This window comes from Pseudonocardia halophobica (assembly GCF_027922425.1).
GTDB lineage: Bacteria > Actinomycetota > Actinomycetes > Mycobacteriales > Pseudonocardiaceae > Pseudonocardia > Pseudonocardia halophobica.
This window is the reverse complement of sequence record NZ_BSFQ01000037.1, coordinates 1-17,541: the sequence shown is the minus strand read 5'-3', so window position 1 is coordinate 17,541 and position 17,541 is coordinate 1. Positions and strand designations below refer to the sequence as shown.

The window sequence follows — 17,541 nt, the reverse complement described above, 5'->3', positions numbered from 1 at the left end:
GCCAGTTCGTCGACGACGGCGCCAACGCCTTCTCCCTGCGCCAGATGAGCGTGCACACCGTGATCTGGCTGTTCGCGCTGGGCTGGGCCGCGCAGCGCGCCGCGACCGCGTGGCAGCGCGCCGCGGTGCTCGCCGGACTCGCCGTCGCCGTGCCGATGATGTTCGCCCACGAGCCGCACCGGGCGGCCGTGGTCGCCGTCGGCACGGCGCTGCTGCTGGTGCCCGCGCTGGCGGTGCCGCGGCCGCTCGTGCGGCTGTGCGGGCTGCTCGCGGGGGCGTCGCTCGCGATCTACCTGACCCACTACGCGGTCATGTCGGCGCTGGCCGGGCTGCCCTCGGCCGTCGTCGTGCTCGCCTGCCTGGTCGTCGGCGTCGCCGTGCAGGAGGTCCTCGGCCGGGCGGCCGCGTCAGTCCGGGTAGAAGCGCACCGGTCCGCGGACCTGCAGGCTCACCTCGCTGCCCGGCTCCGGGGTCTCCGGTTCGGCCGTGCGGCAGCGCAGCGTGGTGCCGCCGAGCTCCACGAGCACGGTCGCGTCGTGCCCGTGGAAGACCACCTCCCGGACGCGCGCCGGCCCGCCGGGGCGTAGCCGCAGCTGCTCGGGCCGGACCAGGAGCTGGCCGGGGCCGTCCGCGGCCGCCACCGGCAGCGCGCCCAGCACGGTCTCCGCACAGCCGCCGCGGGCGACCGCCGGCAGGACCACCGCCTCGCCCACGAACGTGCCCACGCCGACGTCGGCCGGCGTGCCGTAGATCTCCCGCGGCGGGGCGACCTGGACGATCCGGCCGTCGCGCAGCAGCGCGACGAGGTCGGCGACGCCGAGTGCCTCCTGCTGGTCGTGGGTGACCAGGACCGCGGTGGTGCCGGCCGCCCGCAGCGCGGCGCGGACCTGCTCGCGGACCTCCGCCCGCAGCCCGGCGTCGAGGGCGCTGAAGGGCTCGTCGAGCAGCACCACGGCGGGGTCCGGGGCGAGCGCCCGGGCCAACGCGACCCGCTGCTGCTGGCCGCCGGAGAGCTCCTGCGGCATGCGGTCGGCGAGGTCGGCGAGCCCGACCAGGTCCAGCAGCTCGCGCACCCGGGGGCCGCGGCGGGCGGCCCGGTCGAGCCCGAACCCGACGTTCGCGGCCACCGACAGGTGCGCGAACAGCGAGCCGTCCTGGGGGACCAGGCCGACGCGACGGCGCTCCGGCGGGACCTCGACGCCCGGCCCGGCGACGACGCGGTCCCCGAGCCGGATCTCGCCGGCGTCGAGCGGGTGGAAGCCGGCCACGCAGCGCAGCAGCGTCGTCTTGCCGCTGCCGGAGCCGCCGAGCACTGCCACCAGCGCGCCCGCGGGCACCGCCAGGTCCACCCCGTGCAGGACGGACACGCCGGGATGGCCCGCGCGCACGCCCGCGACCGCGAGCCCGGCGCTCACCGGTGCACCGCCCGGTCGAGCAGCGCGGCCGGGACCGCCGAGACCAGCACGAGTACCACGGCGTACGGGGCCGCGGCCGCGAAGGCGCCTGCCCCGGTGTGGCTCCACAGCTGCACCGCGAGGGTGTCCGTGCCGGTCGGCCGCAGCATCAGGGTCACCGGCAGCTCCTTGACCACGGTGAGGAACACGAGCGCCGCGCCGGCGACCGTGCCGGGCAGCGCCCGGGGGAGGGTGACGCGCGCGAACGCCACCGCCCGGCCGCAGCCGAGCGAGCGGGCGACCTCCTCGTGACCCACGGGCGCGGCCGCGACCGCGGTCCGGACGGCTCCGACGGTCAGCGGGAGGAACAGCACGGCGTACCCGACGACCAGCAGCGGCAGCTCCTGGTAGATCCCCGGGACCAGCCGGATCCCGACGAACACCAGGGCGAGCCCGATCGTCACGCCGGGCAGCGCGTGCCCGGCGTAGGCCGCGGTCTCGACGGCGGTGACCACGCGCCCGCGGTGCCGGGCGGCGAGGATCCCCACCGGCAGCGCGAGCAGGGTGGTCAGGGCCGCGCCGACCCCGGCGACCTGCAGGGTCGCGACCGCGGCGCTCCCGAGCGCAGGCCAGTCGACCCCGGCCGACGTGCCCGCCACGGTCCAGCGCACCAGGCTCACCGCGGGCACCCCGAGGGCCGCGGCGGCGACGGCCACCACCGCCAGCAGCGCGACCGGCCGCCAGGCCCCCAGCCGCACCGGCACCGGCGGGCGCGGGGTGCCGCGGCCGACCCATCCGGCGGCGCGACCGCGGGCCCGGTACTCGCCCCAGGTCAGCAGGGCGGCGAGGACCACGAGGACGCAGCCGAGCACCGCCGCCGGCGTGCGGTCGAAGGTGGCCCGGTAGCTCGTGTAGATGCCGAGCGTGAAGGTCTCGTAGCGCATCAGCGAGACCGCGCCGAAGTCGCTGAGCACGTAGAGCGCGACGAGCAGGCCCGCGGCCGCCGCGGTCGGGCGGACCCGACGCAACGTGACCGACAACAGGACCTGGCCCGGGCCGCGGCCGAGCGAGCGGGCGACCTCCTCCAGCCCGCCGTCGGACACCAGCAGCGCCGCCGCGACCGGCAGCAGCACGTACGGGTAGCTGACCAGGGTGAGCACCAGGAACGCGCCCGGGAAGCCCGCCAGCCCGGGCCACTCGGCGATCCAGGTGAACCCGGCCACGTACGACGGGACGGCCAGCGGCAGCGCCAGGACCGCGGCCCACACCCGGCGGCCGGGCAGGTCGGTGCGGGCCACCAGCCAGGCCAGCCCGCAGCCGAGGACGAGGCAGGCCGCCGTGACCGAGCCCGCGAGCAGCACACTTCGGGTCAGCAGCTCGCCGGTCCGCGGCCGGGCCAGGATCCCGGCCACCGTGCCGGGACCCGCCTCCAGGGTGCGGACGGCCAGGTAGAGCAGCGGGACGCAGGCCAGCGCGCCGGTGACCGCGGCGGCGGCCAGCAGGGCCCGGGGCGCGGCCCCCGCCCGGGCGGGGGACCGCGTCGACGGGGGCGCGGTCACGCCAGACCGGTCTCCTGCAGCAGCGTGAGCGACTGCTGCAGCGACGCGAGGTCGGACAGGTCGATGTCCGGCGGCTGCAGCTGGTCGAGCGGCCGCAGCGTGTGCCGGGTGGACGCGACCCCCGCGCGGACCGGGTACTCGGCCGTCTCGTCGGCGAAGTACTGCTGGGCCTCGGGAGAGACCAGGAACTCGACGGCACGGCGGGCCATCTCCTGCTGCGCGGTCCCGGCGACCACCCCGGCGCCGGCCACGTTGACCAGGCCGAGCGGGTCGCCGCCCGGGACGTAGTGGACGCGGGCCGGGACGGCCTGCTCGCCCACCTCGGCCACGCGCTCGTACCAGTAGTAGTGGTTGGACAGGCCGAGGGCGATCTGCCCGGCGTTCACGGCGTCGAGGATCTGGATGTTGTTGTCGAACCTGACCGGCTGGTTCGCCCCGAAGGCCTGCAGCCAGGCCCGGGCGCCCTCCTCGCCACGCAACACCCGGACCCCGGTCACGAACGCCTGCCAGGAGGCATTGGTCGGCGCGTAGCCGATCTTCCCGCGCCACCGCGGGTCGGTCACGGCGTCGAGCGTGGCGGGGAGGTCCGCCCCGGAGACCTGCCGCGGGTCGTAGAACAGCACGCGGGAGCGGGCCGAGGTCGCGACCCAGCTGCCGTCGTCCGCGCGGTAGGCCGCCGGGACGGCGTCGAGGGCCGCGGGCGGCAGCGGCTCCAGGCGGTTCGCGTCGTCGAGCGCGCCGAGGGCGCCCGCGTCCTGGGAGAAGAACACGTCCGCCTCGGTGCCGGCGCCCTCCTCGAGCAGCTGGGCGGCGAGCTCGGCGCTCCCGCCGTAGCGCACCTCGACGGTCCCGCCGACCCGCTCCTCCAGCTTCTCGAGCAGCCCGCCCACGAGCTGCTCGTTGCGACCCGAGTAGATCGTCAGGTCCGGGGAGCTCCCGCAGGCGGTCAGCGGGGCGGCGACGGCGACCGCGGCGAGCGCGGCGACGGCGACTCGGACGCAGCGGGGAACGCGGGGGCGCGGCACGGGCGGCTCCTCTGTCGGCGGGCGGTGCCGCCCGGGTGGAGGGAGCATAGCCTTGTTTGGGACGAACTTTGCCTTCCCTTTACGGGCTGGTCGCCGACGTCACGCGCCCTTGGCCTCGCGGTAGAAGCGCTCCGCCCCGGGATGCAGCGGCACCGGCTGGGTGCCGATGGCGGCGCGGGCGTCGATGGTCAGCGCGGCCGGGCTGGTGGCGGCGAGCCGGGGCTGCTCGGCGAAGATCGTGCCGACGAGGGCGCCGGCCAGGTCGTCGTCGAGCGCGGCGGGGACCAGCAGCAGGTTCCGCACGAACAGAGTGGCCACCGGTTCGCCGATGTCGTAGGCGGAGGCGGGCACGGTGCCCGACGAGTACACGGGGTAGCGCGCCCGGACGGCCTCGAGCACGTCGGTCAGGTCCAGCAGCCGGATCGGTGTGGTCGCCGCGAGGTCGGAGACGCCCGCGGTCGGCACGCCCCCGAACCAGCAGAAGGCCTCGATCGTCCCGTCGCGCAGCGCCGCGGCGGAGTCCGACAGGCCGAGCTGGCGGGCGTCGACGTCGCGGTCCGGATCCACGCCCGCGCTCTCCAGCAGCCGGCGGGACGCGGCGTAGTAGCCCGAGGTCGGCGGCCCGATCGACACGGCGCGTCTGCGCAGGTCCGCGACCCGCCGGGCCGGCGAGTCACGCCGCACCACGACGTGCAGGGCGTCGTCGTAGATCCGGGCGAGGGCGCGCGGGGCGCGGGGATCGCCCGGCGCGAGGCCGGCGAGCCGTTCGGCCGCCGTGTCGACCTGGCTGAACGCGACGTCGACGGTGCCGCCGGCCAGCCGGTCGAGGTTGTCCACGGAACCCGCCGTCGTCAGGACGGTCGGGGCGGCGCCCAGGTCGAGGTGCTCCCGCCAGACCTCGGCGAGCGTGCCGCCGAGCCGGAAGTAGACGCCCGAGGCGACCCCCGCCGCGATCGACAGCCGCCGCCCGGAGAAGTCGGCGCCGCAGGCGGCCAGGCCGGGGAGCACGGCGAGTGCCGCCAGCACGCGCAGGGCGGAGCGGCGGTCCAGCCTGGGTCCGGGCTCCATCGCCGCATCGTGCCGGACCGGCGGCCGCCCTGTCGTCCCGGGCCGGTGCTGTCGTCCCCGGGGCCCGTGCCGTCGCCCGCGAGGCATACCCTCGTGGGGTGACCCGCAGCTACACCGTCCGCACCTACGGGTGCCAGATGAACGTGCACGACTCCGAGCGGATGGCCGGTCTGCTGGAGTCCGCGGGGTATGCGCGCGCCGAGGACCCGGCGCAGGCCGACGTGGTCGTGTTCAACACCTGCGCCGTGCGCGAGAACGCGGACAACAAGCTCTACGGCAACCTCGGCCACCTGCGCCCGGCCAAGACGGCCAACCCGGACATGCAGATCGCCGTCGGCGGCTGCCTCGCGCAGAAGGACCGCGACACGATCACGAAGAAGGCCCCGTGGGTCGACGTCGTGTTCGGCACCCACAACGTCGGGTCGCTGCCCGCGCTGCTCGAGCGCGCCCGGCACAACCGCGCGGCCGAGGTGGAGATCCTCGAGTCGCTCGAGGTCTTCCCGTCGACGCTGCCCGCGCGCCGCGAGTCCGCCTACGCCGGCTGGGTCTCGATCTCGGTGGGCTGCAACAACACCTGCACCTTCTGCATCGTCCCGTCGCTGCGCGGCAAGGAGCGCGACCGCCGGCCCGGGGACATCCTCGCGGAGGTCGGGGCGCTCGCCGCGGACGGCGTGCTCGAGGTGACCCTGCTGGGTCAGAACGTCAACGCGTACGGCTCGGAGTTCGGCGACCGCGGCGCGTTCGCGAAGCTGCTGCGTTCCTGCGGCACCGTCGAGGGGCTCGAGCGCGTGCGGTTCACCTCGCCGCACCCGCGGGACTTCACGTCCGACGTCATCGCCGCGATGGCCGAGACGCCCAACGTCTGCCCGCAGCTGCACATGCCGCTGCAGTCCGGATCGGACCGGGTGCTGCGGGCCATGCGGCGCTCGTACCGCTCCGAGCGGTTCCTCGGGATCCTCGACGAGGTGCGGGCGTCGATCCCCGACGCCGCGGTGTCCACGGACATCATCGTCGGGTTCCCGGGGGAGACCGAGGAGGACTTCGCGCAGACCCTCGAGGTGGTGCGCCGGGCCCGGTTCGCGCAGGCCTTCACGTTCCAGTACTCGCGGCGCCCCGGCACCCCGGCGGCCGAGCTCCCGGACCAGCTGCCCAAGGCCGTCGTCCAGGAGCGGTACGAGCGGCTGGTGGCCCTGCAGGAGCAGATCTCCTGGGAGGAGAACCGCGCGCACGAGGGCCGCGAGGTCGAGGTGCTGGTGAGCACGGGCGAGGGCCGCAAGGACGGCGCCACCCGCCGGATGAGCGGACGGGCCCGGGACGGCCGGCTGGTGCACTTCGCGCCCGGTCGGCACGGGATCCGGCCCGGCGACCTCGTCACCGTGCGGATCGGGTACGGCGCGCCGCACCACCTCGTCGCCGACGACGGGGTGCTGGGCCACCGCCGCACCCGCGCCGGGGACGCGCACGAGGCCGGGCAGCGGCCGGGCGGCGCGCCCACCGGGCTGGGCCTGCCGGGCTTCGGGAAGCCCGCCGCCGAGCCGGTCACGGCCGGCTGCGGGGTGCAGGGATCGTGAGCGAGGGACGGACGGAGCGGACGATGAGCGACGAGCGCGCCTCCGGCGGGGACCGGCAGGGACCGGGCGGCGACCGGGCGCCGTGGGACCGCGACCCGGACCCGACCTTGTCGGCCCTCGAGACCGAGCTCGCCGGCGTGGCCCGGCGGGTGGAACGGAAGATCGACCCGGGCGCGGCCGCGCTGGTCGCCGCGATCGGCACCCTGGCCGTCGTCGGGGCGCTGCTGCTGCCCTGGATCGAGGGCGCCACGGGCTGGCAGCTGCTGGTCGGCGCGCAGTCGGCCGGGCCCCTGCCGCGGCTGTTCACCTTCACCGTCACCGCGTTCGGGATCGTCACCTCCACGCTCGCGCTGACCACCCGGTACTGGGCGCTGGCCTGGATCTCCGCCGTCGGCTGCGGGATCTCCGTGGTCAACGGCGTGTGGGCGGTGTGGAGCCGGCAGACCGTGGCTCCCGAGGGCGTCGAGGGCCCCGGTCCCGGTCTCGTCCTCGCGGTGGTCGGGGTGGTGCTGCTGACCTTCACCTGGGCCCGCATCTCCCTCCAGCGCCGCTGACCTCTCGAAGATCCACATCCGGGCAGCAGATCGCTCGGATTCCGGACGTCCCGGTTCCCGGGCGTGGATCATGAGCCGAGGGCGCGGAGGATCGCGGCGACCACGAGGTTCGGGTCGCTGAGGTCGTGCCAGGTGAAGCGCAGGACCGTCCACCCTGCCGCGACCAGGGCGTTCTGCTTCGTCCGGTCGGCGCGGAACCGCTCGACGTCGACGTGCCAGGCCCAGCCGTCGAACTCGACCGCGAGCCGCGCCTCGGGGAACGCCAGGTCCAGCGTCCAGCACCCGAACGGCAGCGCCCGCACCCAGCCGCTGATCCCGGCGGCGCGCAGGAGCCGAAAGAGCGTGCGTTCGGCCGCCGAGTCGGCACGATCGACCGCCGGGACGAGCACGGCGCGCAGGCCCGCCGCCCCGCCGCAGCCGAGCGCACGTCGATAGGCCTGCAGGACGTCCTCGAACCGGACGTGGCGCTGCAGGGCGCGGTCGAGGAAGGAGCCGCCTTCCGGCAGCACCGCCGCGGTCTCGAGCGCGGTCAGCGGCAGCGCGGTGAGGCGGACACCCCGGCGTCGGGTCAGGTCATCCGGTGCGAGGTCGCGCCGGCGCACGCGGATGCCCGGCGGCGGCCTGGGCGCCCGGCGGCGGGGCACCGTCACCGGCACGATCACGGGCGGACGGTCCAGCAGCCCCAGCCACCACGCGGCCGCGGGCCCGAACACCGCGCCGTCGGGTGATCAGCCCGTCCCGCGTGGCCAGGAGGCGGGTCAGGGGTGTCGAGGGCACACCGAGAGCGTGCGATCCCGGACCCGGCCGGCGGCGCGTTTCCGCCGCTCCGTTCGCTCGCGTGAAGCCGACATCCACGTCCGGGCAGCGAAACGGTCGGAAATCGATCGTCCCGCTACCCGGACGTGGACCACGGTCCGGAGTTCAGCCGGATCAGCGGTCCTGGACGGACTGCTCCGCGGTCTCCAGCCACTCCCGCCACTGCGCGGCCTGCGACTCCGCCTGCTCGGCCCGGCGCTTGTCGCCGGCGGCGCGGGCCTTCTCGGCCTGGGCCTCGAACTGGGCGACGCGGTCACGGAACTGCGCAACGCGGGCCTCGGCCTCGGGGTCGGTGCGGCGCCACTGGCGGTCGGCGGCCTCGCGGACGGCCTCCTCGACGGCCCGCAGGCGCTGCTCCAGCGGCCGCATGTCCTCGCGCGGGACCTTGCCGATCTCCTCCCAGCGCTCCTGGACGTGGCGCAGCGCGAGCCGGGCGGCGTCGGGGTCCGAGGTGTCGATCTTCTCGGCCTCGTCGAGCAGCGAACGCTTCGCGTCGGCGTTGGCCGCGAACTCGGAGTCCCGTTCGGCGAAGACGGACGAGCGGCGCGAGAAGAAGGTGTCCTGCGCGCTGCGGAAGCGGTGCCAGAGGGCGTCGTCGGCGTCCTTCTGGGCGCGGCCGGCCGCCTTCCACTCCGCCATGAGGTCGCGGTAGCGGGCGGCGGTGGGGCCCCAGTCGTCCGACTCCGAGAGGGCCTCCGCCTCGGCGACCAGCTCCTCCTTGCGCGCCTTGGCCCCGGCGCGCTGGCGGTCCAGGTCGGCGAAGTGCGAACCGCGGCGCCGGTTGAAGGCCTCGCGGGCGCGCGAGAAGCGCTTCCAGAGTGCCTCGTCCGTCTTGCGGTCGATGCCCTTGATGGTGCGCCACTCGTCGAGGATCGCCTTGTAGCGGTCGCCCGCCTGCTTCCACTGCGTGGACTCGGAGGCCATGGTCTCGGCCTCGGCGACCAGCGCCTCCTTGCGGGCGATCGCGGCGTGCCGCTGCTCGTCCCGGGCCGTGCGGGCGGTGGCGACCGCGTCCTCGGCCATCCCGACGAGCTCGTCGAGGCGCTTGTGCAGCCCGTCGAGGTCACCGACCACGGCTGCCTCGTCGAGCCCCTCGCGCAGGGCCTTGGCGCTGGTCAGCGCGTGCTTCGGGTCCCCGCCGCCGGTGGCGAGCCGGGACACGAGCAGCTCGGCCTCGGCGAGCAGGTCGTCGAAGCGGCGGGCGAAGTGGGCCAGGCCCTCGTCCGGGGCGCCGGCCTGCCAGGAACCGACGCGACGCTCGCCGTCGGCGGTTCGGACGAAGACGGCGCCCTCCTCGTCGACCCGGCCCCAGCGCGACGGGTTCTCCGACGCCGTCGCGACGGGCGACGGCTCGACCGGCGGGGCGGCGGGCCGGGCCACCGGGGCGTGCTGGACCGGACGGGTGTGGCCTGCTCCCGGGGGCGGGCCGGGCCGCGGTCCCGGACGGGCGCCGGGCGGCGGGCCGGGCTTGGGCGGCCCGGGCTTCGGCGGAGCGGGCTTGGGTGGTGCGGGCTTCGGCGCGGCGGGCTGCGCGGCGGGCGGGGTGTGCTCGCCCGATGTCGCAGCCGGCGCGGCCTCGCCCGGCGTCGCAGCCGGTACGGCCTCGCCCGATACCGCGGACGGTGTCGGCTCGCCCGATGCCGCGGACGGTGTCGGCTCGTCCGATGCCGCGGGCGGTGCGGCCTCGCCCGGCGCCACGGCCTGCGGTGCGTCCGGTGCGGACGAGGCGGGGTCGGCCGCGGACCGCGCCGCCGGCTGCTCGGTCCTCTCGTCCGCCGGTCCCGTCGCCGTCGGGGGCGTGTCGGGGGTGTCCGGAGCGGGCGCGCTCGCGGCGGTGCCGGGCAGACCCTCCCGCTGCGTCTCGTCCGTGTGCTCGTCCGACACCGTCGTCCTCCCTCGTTCGGGCCCGCCGCGGGGACGGGCGCCCCGCCGTGGAACGCCGGGGCCGTGCACGAACCGGCCGGTCGCGGACGCGCGACCCCCGGTCGGCGGAATTCAAACAGGTCGGGCGGGCGCACGGAACCGCCGCGACCCGGACGAGACCGCGGGCGGCCGCCTGAGCGCGCCGAGTCGCCGTGAATGCGACTCTCCGGCCCCGATCGGTCGCGCAGGGTGACCGGCGGGCGGCGGCGCGGTCGCCGGGGCCGCACTACTGTCGGTCGCGTGCTGTCGCTGGTCGTCGTGCTCCCGCACCCCCCGCTCCTCGTCCCGGAACTGGCTGCGGGGGCGGCGGGCGAGACCGCGGAGCTGCGCGCGGCGGTGTACTCGGCCGCGGCCCGGCTCGCGGGGGCGGCCGCGGACTGGATCGCCGTGGGCGCCGATTCCGGCGGCCGCCGGACCGTCCCGCCCGCGACCGCCGGGACGTTCGCCGGGTTCGGCAGGGACGTCCGGGTCGCCCTCGGACCCGGCGCCGGCGCACCGGACCCGGAGCTCCCGCTGCCGCTGCTCGTCGCCGGGTGGGCCGCCGGCGGGACCGGACGGGAGCCGCGCATCCGCGGCGAGCTCGTCCCCGAGGACACCCCCACCGCCGACTGCCTGCAGCTCGGCCGGGAGCTCGCCGCGGAGGCCGACGCGGCCGACGGCCCTCTCGGGCTGCTGATCGTCGGCGACGGCGCGGCCACCCACACCGAGAAGGCCCCCGGCCACCTCGACGAGCGGGCCGGGCCCTTCGACGCCGGCGTCGCGAAGGCCCTGGAGCACGGCGACCCCGCACCCCTGGCCGCCCTCGACCCGGGGCTCGCGGCGGAGCTGTGGGCGGCAGGGCGCGCCCCCTGGCAGGTGCTCGCCGGGGCCGCGGAGGACCGGGACTGGCGCGGCGAGCTGCTGTACTCCGCCGCGCCCTACGGCGTGGCCTACCACGTGGCGGTCTGGACGCCGGCATGACGAGGCTCGTGGCCGTCGTCGGGCCGACCGCGACGGGCAAGTCCGACCTGGGGCTGGACCTGGCCGAGGCGCTGGGCGGCGAGGTCGTCAACGCCGACGCGATGCAGCTCTACCGCGGCCTCGACATCGGCACCGCCAAGCTGTCGATGGCCGAGCGCCGCGGGATCCCGCACCACCAGCTCGACGTCCTGGACGTCACCGAGACCGCGTCGGTGGCCGTCTACCAGCGGGAGGCGCGCGCCGTCATCGAGACGCTGCTGGCCGCCGGCCGCACGCCGGTGCTGGTCGGCGGCTCGGGGCTGTACGTCCAGGCGGTCGTCGACGAGCTGGAGTTCCCGGGCACCGACCCCGCGGTCCGCGGCCGGTGGGAAGCCGAGCTGGCCGCCGTCGGGGCGCCGGCGCTGCACCGCAGGCTGGCCGAGGTCGACCCCACCGCCGCGCAGAACGTCCTTCCGAGCAACGGCCGCCGGATCGTCCGGGCGCTGGAGGTCATCGAGCTGACCGGGCGCCCCTTCCGGGCGACGCTCCCGGGGCAGCGCACGCCCCGGTACGACGCCGTGCTGATCGGGGTCGACCGGGACACCGCGGAGCTCGACGACCGGGTCGCCCGCCGCGTCGACCTGATGATGGCCGCCGGGCTGGTCCAGGAGACCCGCGGACTGTTGGAGAAGGGCCTGCGGGAGGGCCGGACGGCGTCGCGGGCGCTGGGCTACCAGCAGGTCGTCGCGGCGCTGGACGGCGAGTACGACCTGGCGACGGCCGCCGAGGAGACGGTGCGTGCCACCCGCCGGTTCGTGCGCCGGCAGCGCTCGTGGTTCCGCCGCGACCCCCGCATCCACTGGCTCGACGGCGCGGATCCGGAACTGTCGGCTCTGGCTCGTAGGCTGGTCCCGTGAGCGACGGCATTCCCTTCTCGAAGGGCCACGGCACGCAGAACGACTTCGTCGTGCTGCCGGACCCCGACGGCGCCCTCGACCTCACGCCGGAGCGGGTCGCCGCGCTGTGCGACCGGCGGCGCGGGCTCGGGGCGGACGGCGTGCTGCGCGTGGTCCGCTCCGCCGCACTGGGCGTCGACGGCCCCGAGTGGTTCATGGACTACCGCAACGCCGACGGGTCGGTCGCCGAGATGTGCGGCAACGGCGTCCGCGTCTTCGCGCGCTACCTGCAGCACGCCGGCTGGTTCCGCACCGGGGAGCTGCCGCTGGGCACGCGGGCGGGCGTCAAGGTCGTCTCGCTCGAGGGGGACCGGGTCGCCGTCGAGATGGGCCGGGCGCTGGTCGGCCCCGAGAGCGTCGCGACGGTCGGCGGCCGGGAGTTCCCGGGCGTGGCGGTCGACGTCGGGAACCCGCACCTCGCCTGCGTCACCGACACCGACCTCGCCGGGCTGGACCTGACCGTGCCGCCGGGGCGGGACGAGGCGCTGTTCCCGAACGGGGCCAACGTCGAGTTCGTCGCGCCCGCCCGCGGCGACGAGCCGGTCGCGATGCGCGTGCACGAGCGCGGGGTGGGCGAGACCCGGTCCTGTGGCACCGGCACGGTGGCGGCCGTCGTGGCCTCGCTGCGCGCAGCCGGGCGCGCCGAGGGCCGGCTGCCCGTCGACACCCCCGGCGGCCGGCTGGAGGTCACGGTCCGCGAGGGCGGGGCGTCGACCGTCCTGCACGGTCCGGCGGTCCTGGTCGCGCACGGTGAACTGGATCGATCGTGGTGGGAGACCGCCGGGTGACGCGCGGGAAACGGTCCGACACGGCGACCCGAAACGTGGGACACTCGACCTCACGATGACTGAATCCCCCCTGCGCTACACGCCTGCCGACGATGCTCTCGACCCCTCGCGGGGCGAGATGGAGCTGGAGGAACGATCCTCGCTCCGGCGGGTCGCGGGTCTGTCGACCGAGCTCACCGACATCACCGAGGTCGAGTACCGGCAGCTGCGGCTCGAGCGGGTGGTGCTCGTCGGGGTCTGGACCGAGGGCACCTCCGAGCAGGCCAACGCCTCGCTCGTCGAGCTGGCCCGGCTCGCCGAGACCGCCGGCTCCCAGGTCATGGACGGCCTGGTGCAGCGGCGGAGCAAGCCCGACCCCGCCACCTTCATCGGTTCCGGCAAGGTCGACGAGCTGTCCGTCGCCGTGCAGGCCGCCGGCGCCGACACCGTGATCTGCGACGGCGAGCTCTCGCCCGGCCAGCTGCGCCAGCTGGAGGACAAGCTCAAGGTCAAGGTGATCGACCGGACCGCCCTGATCCTCGACATCTTCGCCCAGCACGCCCGCTCGCGGGACGGCAAGGCCCAGGTCGAGCTGGCCCAGCTGTCCTACCTCCTGCCGCGGCTGCGCGGCTGGGGTGAGGCGCTGTCCCGGCAGGTCGGTGGCCGCGCCGCCGGCGGTGTGGGTATCGGCGGCCGTGGTCCCGGTGAGACCAAGATCGAGCTGGACCGCCGGCGCATCCGCCACCGCATGTCCAAGCTGCGCCGCGAGATCGCCGCGATGAGCCGGGTGCGGGACACCCAGCGCGGCGCCCGCCGCCGCAACGACGTGCCGAGCGTCGCGATCGTCGGCTACACCAACGCCGGCAAGTCCTCGCTGCTCAACGCGCTGACGGACGCGGGTGTCCTGGTCGAGGACGCGCTGTTCGCCACCCTGGACCCCACGACCCGCCGCGCGGAGACGCCGGACGGGCGCACCTACACGCTCACCGACACCGTCGGGTTCGTGCGGCACCTGCCGCACCAGCTCGTCGAGGCGTTCCGCTCCACCCTGGAGGAGGCCGGCCAGGCCGACCTGCTGGTCCACGTGGTCGACGCCTCGGATTCGCTGCCCGAGGACCAGATCGCCGCGGTGCGCAAGGTCCTGGTCGAGATCGGCGAGGAGCAGGGCGGGACCATGCCCCCGGAGCTGCTCGTCGTCAACAAGACCGATGCCGCCGGCGACCTCGCGCTCGCCCGGTTGCGGCACCTGCTGCCCGACGCCGTGTTCGTCTCGGCCCACCGGGGCGACGGGGTGGCGCGGCTCAAGGCCTGCATCGCCGAGCGGCTCCCGCGGCCCGAGGTCGACCTCGAGCTGCTGGTGCCCTACACCGAGGGCGGGCTGGTCGCGCGGCTGCACTCGGACGGCGAGGTGCTCGCCTCCGAGCACACGCCGGAGGGCACGCGGCTGCACGTCCGGGTCGGGCCCGAGCTCGCCGTCGCGGCCGTGCCGTTCGCGGTCGGGGGGACCGGGTCGGCCCCCGCCGAGGGCGACGCGGCAGGCTCGCGGGGTGCGAACGGGACCGCCGGCGAGGGCGCGCGTGCCGAGGTCGGGGCGCGCGTCGCTGCGCGCGGCTGAGCGCGCCGGGGTCCTCGGCGCCGTCCTGCTGCTCACGCTGCTGCTCGCCGTGCCGGCGAGCGCAGCGCGGGCCGGGCCCGAGGACCGCTGCGCGGTCACCGACCGGCGCCTCGTCGAGCTCTCCGGGCTGGCCGTGGCCGCCGACGGCGGCGTCTGGGCCATGAGCGACGGCGGCAGCCGGGTCGCGCTGTACCGCCTCGACCCGGACACCTGCGCGGTCGTCGAGACCCGGACCGCGGCCCTGGACCCGTACGACGCCGAGGACCTCGCGATCGCACCCGACGGCGCGTTCTGGGTGGCCGACACCGGCGACAACGACCGGGTCCGGGACACCGTGGCCCTCCTCGTGCTGCCGCCCGACGGCGCGCCGCGGCTGCACCGGGTGACCTACCCGGACGGCCCGCACGACGCCGAGGCCCTCCTGATCGGCGCGGACGGGGTGCCCGTGATCGTGACCAAGGAGGTCGGCGGCACCGCCGGCGTCTACCGGCCCACCGGCCCGCTCGCCGAGCCCGGGCCCACGCCGCTGATGCGCGCCGGCTCGGCCGGTTTCCCCCGCTCCGAGACCCGGGGTGGCCCGATCGGCGCCCTCGGCGCCTTCACCGTGACCGGCGGGGCGACGAGCGCGGGCCGCGAGGTCGTCGGCCTGCGGACCTACACCGACGCGTGGCTCTACCGCGTCCCGCCCTCCGGCGACCTCGTCGCGGCGCTGCAGGGCACTCCGCTGCAGGTCCCGCTGTCCGACGAGCCCCAGGGCGAGGCGCTCGCGTTCCTCCCCGACGGCACCCTGCTGTCCGGCTCCGAGACCCGCGGCCCGGACCGTGGCCGGCTCCGCGCAGTGCCCGGCGCGGTCGAGGCCACGCTCGCTGCCGCACCCGCGGAGCCCACGGCCGCGCCGCCGCCCCCGGCGACCCCGCCGGAGCCCGCCCCGGAGTGGCTGCCCGCGGCGATCGGCGTCGGGGTCGCGGTCCTCGTGCTGGGGCTGGCCGCCGCCGCGATGGCCCTGCACGGGCGGCGGCGGTCCCGCGTGTGACGAGCCCGTTAAGGGTGCTCCCGGAGGGCCGTCGGCGCGCCCCGCGCCGCCTACGCTGATCATGCCGGGAGGAGGGGTGCCGCGGTGCCGATCGTGACCGCCTACGAGGACACGCCGGGCGGTCACGACGCCCTGGTCCTCGGGGCGCAGCTGGCGCGGTTGACGGGCCTGACGAACGTCGTCGCCACCGTCTATCCGACGGACGGGCTCGGCTACTCGGCGATGGCCCGCGACCCGCGGTGGCGGGAGAAGATCGAGGAGGTCGCCCGCCGGCGGTTCGGCCGGGCACGGGAGCTCATCGGCTCGACCGGGCCCTCCGAGCCGGAGTTCGCCCCGCTCGGGCCGGGCCCCGCGGCGGGGGTGCTCGCCGACCACGCCGAGGAGGTCGGGGCCGCGGTGCTGGTCGTCGGGTCGACGGGCGGGGGCCTGCTCGGCCGGCTCGCTCCCGGCGGCACGGTGCAGCGGCTGCTGCCCTCGGCACGCTGCCCCGTCGGGATCGCGCCGCGGGGTTATCGCCACACCGCCGCGAAGGGGATCACCGTCGTCACGGTCGCCTACGACGGCACGCCGGAGGCCGACCGTGCGGCCGTCCTGGCCGTGCACCTGGCCGGCCGGACCGGGGCCGCGCTGCGGTTCGTGGTCGTCGCGGGTGGCGAGGAGGAGGTGCCCGCCGCGACCGACACCGCGCAGAAGGGGCTCGCGCAGGCGCCGGTGGAGATCGACGCGCTCTACGACGTCGTGATCGGCCGCTCGGTCGCCGACACCCTGGCCGACCTGCCCGAACGCACCGACGTCCTCGTCGTCGGGTCGCGCGGGTACCCGCTCATGAAACGGCTGCTGCTCGGCGGGGTCGCGGGCGTGCTGGTGCGCACCGCCCGCTATCCCGTGATCGTGGTGCCGCCCCCGGACCGCTGACCGGGGGCCGGGACCTCAGAGCCGGCGGAGCACCGCGACGACGCGGCCGAGGATGGTCGCCTCGTTGCCGTCGATCGGCTCGTAGGCGGGGTTGGCCGGCATCAGCCAGACCTGGCCGTCCGTGCGCTTGAAGGTCTTGACCGTGGCCTCGCCGTCGATCATCGCGGCGACGATCTCGCCCTGCTCGGCCACGGGCTGCTGGCGCACCACGACCCAGTCGCCGTCCGTGATGGCGGCCTCGACCATCGAGTCGCCCTTGACGTTGAGCAGGAAGAGCGTGCCCTCGCCGACGATCTCGCGCGGCAGCGGGAACACGCTCTCCACCGCCTGCTCGGCCAGGATCGGGCCACCGGCGGCGATGTTGCCGAGCAGCGGCACGAACGCCGGCGCCGGCCGCTCCGCGCGGACCTCGGCGGCCTCGGAGCCCTCGGAGTCCTCCTCCGGGCTGCGCACGTCGACCGCGCGGGTCCGGTTGGGGTCCCGCCGCAGGTACCCCTTGCGCTCCAACGTCCGGAGCTGGTGGTGCACCGACGAGGTGGAGGTCAGCCCCACCGCGTCGCCGATCTCCCGGACGCTCGGCGGGTAGCCGAACCGCTCCACCCAGTCCCGGATCACCTCGAGCACCTTGCGCTGCCGGGGGGTGAGGCCCACCGGGTCCGCCGGCGGGTCCGGGAAGGCGCGCACCTGTCCGGGCTCCCGGCCGGTCTCGCCGGCTCCGCCGGACTCGTCCCGTGCCATCTGCCTGCCGCCTCCTCGTGTGCCTGTCTCGTGCGCTGTCCGCGTCGTCGGGTCCGTCCCGGCCGCGGGACCGGCCCGCTGCCCGGCTCCCGGACGGTCCGTACCCCTCGGCGCCGGACGACCCCGGTCGTCGTGCCCGTTCCGCCGGGCCGTACTCCCGGGAGCCGTACCGGGGCGCCGGGCGGCCGGTGCCGGTAGGGACCCGGACGGCCCGTCCGGCGGGTCCCGCCCGGGCCGTCGGGATCGGACGGTAGCCCGGATCCGGCCGAACGCCAAACACATGTTCGAACGACACGCCGATCGTGTCGGCGCGGACCCGTGACGAGGGGCCGTCGTGATGGTAGAACGTCGCACAGACGTTCGAATCGAACATGTGTGCGAGTTCCGGCCGCTGAGCGGCGCGGACGAGGCGGAAGGGGTCGGCCGTGAACGGCGCGGGGATCGCGGAGGGCGGCGGGGACCACACCGTGGAGGGGCCGGGCGGCCATGCGGGCGGGGGCGCGCGGACCGGCGGAGGCGCCGGCGTGTCGCACGGGGTGGTCGAGGACGTGCGCCGCCGTGAGGACCGGCTCGACCGGCCGGGCGCGCGGGCGAGCCGGGCCGCCGCGGCGTCCCGGTGGGGGAGCGCCGTGGCGACCGTGGGCGGGGAGCGCGAGGCGGGTGCGGCC

General features: G+C 76.5%; 15 protein-coding genes and 1 pseudogene. 9 read left to right on the top strand and 7 right to left on the bottom strand.

What is annotated here, in order from left to right:
• Positions 1 to 407: 407 nt before the first annotated feature.
• The 4 genes from PKE99_RS29780 to PKE99_RS29765 all read right to left on the bottom strand — a co-directional run bounded on the left by PKE99_RS29780 (position 408) and on the right by PKE99_RS29765 (position 5,046).
• Positions 408 to 1,415 (bottom strand): ABC transporter ATP-binding protein, encoded by a 1,008-nt coding sequence (locus PKE99_RS29780; protein WP_037052451.1) that lies wholly within the window; start codon positions 1,413 to 1,415, stop codon positions 408 to 410.
• Entirely contained in the window at positions 1,412 to 2,953 is a 1,542-nt protein-coding gene (locus PKE99_RS29775) for an ABC transporter permease (RefSeq protein ID WP_081924667.1), read from the bottom strand. The genes PKE99_RS29780 and PKE99_RS29775 overlap by 4 nt, the downstream gene beginning before the upstream one ends.
• Positions 2,950 to 3,978 carry an iron ABC transporter substrate-binding protein gene (locus tag PKE99_RS29770; protein ID WP_051738164.1) on the bottom strand — a complete coding sequence of 343 codons (1,029 nt, stop codon included), beginning with the start codon at positions 3,976 to 3,978 and terminating at the stop codon, positions 2,950 to 2,952. Before PKE99_RS29770 ends, PKE99_RS29775 begins: the two co-directional genes overlap by 4 nt.
• A 99-nt stretch (positions 3,979 to 4,077) precedes the next feature.
• Positions 4,078 to 5,046 (bottom strand): TAXI family TRAP transporter solute-binding subunit, encoded by a 969-nt coding sequence (locus PKE99_RS29765; RefSeq protein ID WP_051738163.1) that lies wholly within the window; start codon positions 5,044 to 5,046, stop codon positions 4,078 to 4,080.
• A 98-nt stretch (positions 5,047 to 5,144) separates the two neighbouring features.
• Here PKE99_RS29765 and miaB point away from each other — a divergent pair, with 98 nt between their 5' ends.
• Together miaB and PKE99_RS29755 are read left to right on the top strand one after the other, a co-directional pair.
• Positions 5,145 to 6,617 carry a tRNA (N6-isopentenyl adenosine(37)-C2)-methylthiotransferase MiaB gene (gene miaB, locus PKE99_RS29760; protein ID WP_037052449.1) on the top strand — a complete coding sequence of 491 codons (1,473 nt, stop codon included), beginning with the start codon at positions 5,145 to 5,147 and terminating at the stop codon, positions 6,615 to 6,617.
• 23 nt (positions 6,618 to 6,640) lie between these two features.
• Positions 6,641 to 7,171, top strand: a complete 531-nt coding sequence (locus PKE99_RS29755) for an Rv2732c family membrane protein (protein WP_051738162.1) — start codon at positions 6,641 to 6,643, stop codon at positions 7,169 to 7,171.
• A gap of 68 nt (positions 7,172 to 7,239) precedes the next feature.
• On the opposite strand, the gene PKE99_RS29750 is transcribed toward PKE99_RS29755, so the two are convergent.
• Both PKE99_RS29750 and PKE99_RS29745 read right to left on the bottom strand, forming a co-directional pair.
• Positions 7,240 to 7,884 carry an endonuclease domain-containing protein gene (locus tag PKE99_RS29750; protein WP_051738161.1) on the bottom strand — a complete coding sequence of 215 codons (645 nt, stop codon included), beginning with the start codon at positions 7,882 to 7,884 and terminating at the stop codon, positions 7,240 to 7,242.
• Positions 7,885 to 8,101: 217 nt separating this feature from the next.
• Complete coding sequence (locus PKE99_RS29745; RefSeq protein ID WP_051738175.1) at positions 8,102 to 9,367, bottom strand: DUF349 domain-containing protein; 1,266 nt, start codon at positions 9,365 to 9,367, stop codon at positions 8,102 to 8,104.
• 783 nt (positions 9,368 to 10,150) lie between these two features.
• Between PKE99_RS29745 and PKE99_RS29740 the strand changes: the two genes are divergently transcribed.
• From PKE99_RS29740 to PKE99_RS29715, 6 genes are all read left to right on the top strand, one after another.
• Positions 10,151 to 10,870: a class III extradiol ring-cleavage dioxygenase family protein gene (locus PKE99_RS29740; RefSeq protein WP_037052447.1), complete on the top strand. Its 720-nt coding sequence runs from the start codon at positions 10,151 to 10,153 to the stop codon at positions 10,868 to 10,870.
• Positions 10,867 to 11,766, top strand: a complete 900-nt coding sequence (gene miaA / locus PKE99_RS29735; protein WP_037052445.1) for a tRNA (adenosine(37)-N6)-dimethylallyltransferase MiaA — start codon at positions 10,867 to 10,869, stop codon at positions 11,764 to 11,766. Before PKE99_RS29740 ends, miaA begins: the two co-directional genes overlap by 4 nt.
• Positions 11,763 to 12,593 carry a diaminopimelate epimerase gene (gene dapF, locus PKE99_RS29730; protein ID WP_081924665.1) on the top strand — a complete coding sequence of 277 codons (831 nt, stop codon included), beginning with the start codon at positions 11,763 to 11,765 and terminating at the stop codon, positions 12,591 to 12,593. Before miaA ends, dapF begins: the two co-directional genes overlap by 4 nt.
• 55 nt (positions 12,594 to 12,648) lie before the next feature.
• On the top strand, positions 12,649 to 14,187 hold the full coding sequence (gene hflX / locus PKE99_RS29725) for a GTPase HflX (protein ID WP_081924664.1): 1,539 nt from the start codon (positions 12,649 to 12,651) through the stop codon (positions 14,185 to 14,187).
• Positions 14,150 to 15,220: an NHL repeat-containing protein gene (locus PKE99_RS29720; RefSeq protein WP_231498404.1), complete on the top strand. Its 1,071-nt coding sequence runs from the start codon at positions 14,150 to 14,152 to the stop codon at positions 15,218 to 15,220. The genes hflX and PKE99_RS29720 overlap by 38 nt, the downstream gene beginning before the upstream one ends.
• An 84-nt stretch (positions 15,221 to 15,304) precedes the next feature.
• A complete protein-coding gene (locus PKE99_RS29715) occupies positions 15,305 to 16,135 on the top strand; it encodes a universal stress protein (protein WP_051738160.1) in 831 nt (276 codons plus the stop codon).
• 15 nt (positions 16,136 to 16,150) lie between these two features.
• On the opposite strand, the gene lexA is transcribed toward PKE99_RS29715, so the two are convergent.
• Positions 16,151 to 16,873 carry a transcriptional repressor LexA gene (gene lexA, locus PKE99_RS29710; RefSeq protein WP_037052444.1) on the bottom strand — a complete coding sequence of 241 codons (723 nt, stop codon included), beginning with the start codon at positions 16,871 to 16,873 and terminating at the stop codon, positions 16,151 to 16,153.
• A gap of 425 nt (positions 16,874 to 17,298) precedes the next feature.
• Here lexA and PKE99_RS29705 point away from each other — a divergent pair.
• A pseudogene (locus PKE99_RS29705) lies at positions 17,299 to 17,541 on the top strand (hypothetical protein); the annotation flags it as partial.

Bases quoted from the DNA above. Each gene is read 5' to 3' on its own strand.
- PKE99_RS29765 (WP_051738163.1), bottom strand. From the start codon at position 5,046: ATGGAGCCCGGACCCAGGCTGGACCGCCGCTCCGCCCTGCGCGTGCTG.
- PKE99_RS29755 (WP_051738162.1), top strand. From the start codon at position 6,641: ATGAGCGACGAGCGCGCCTCCGGCGGGGACCGGCAGGGACCGGGCGGC.
- miaA (WP_037052445.1), top strand. From the start codon at position 10,867: ATGACGAGGCTCGTGGCCGTCGTCGGGCCGACCGCGACGGGCAAGTCC.
- hflX (WP_081924664.1), top strand. From the start codon at position 12,649: ATGACTGAATCCCCCCTGCGCTACACGCCTGCCGACGATGCTCTCGAC.
- lexA (WP_037052444.1), bottom strand. From the start codon at position 16,873: ATGGCACGGGACGAGTCCGGCGGAGCCGGCGAGACCGGCCGGGAGCCC.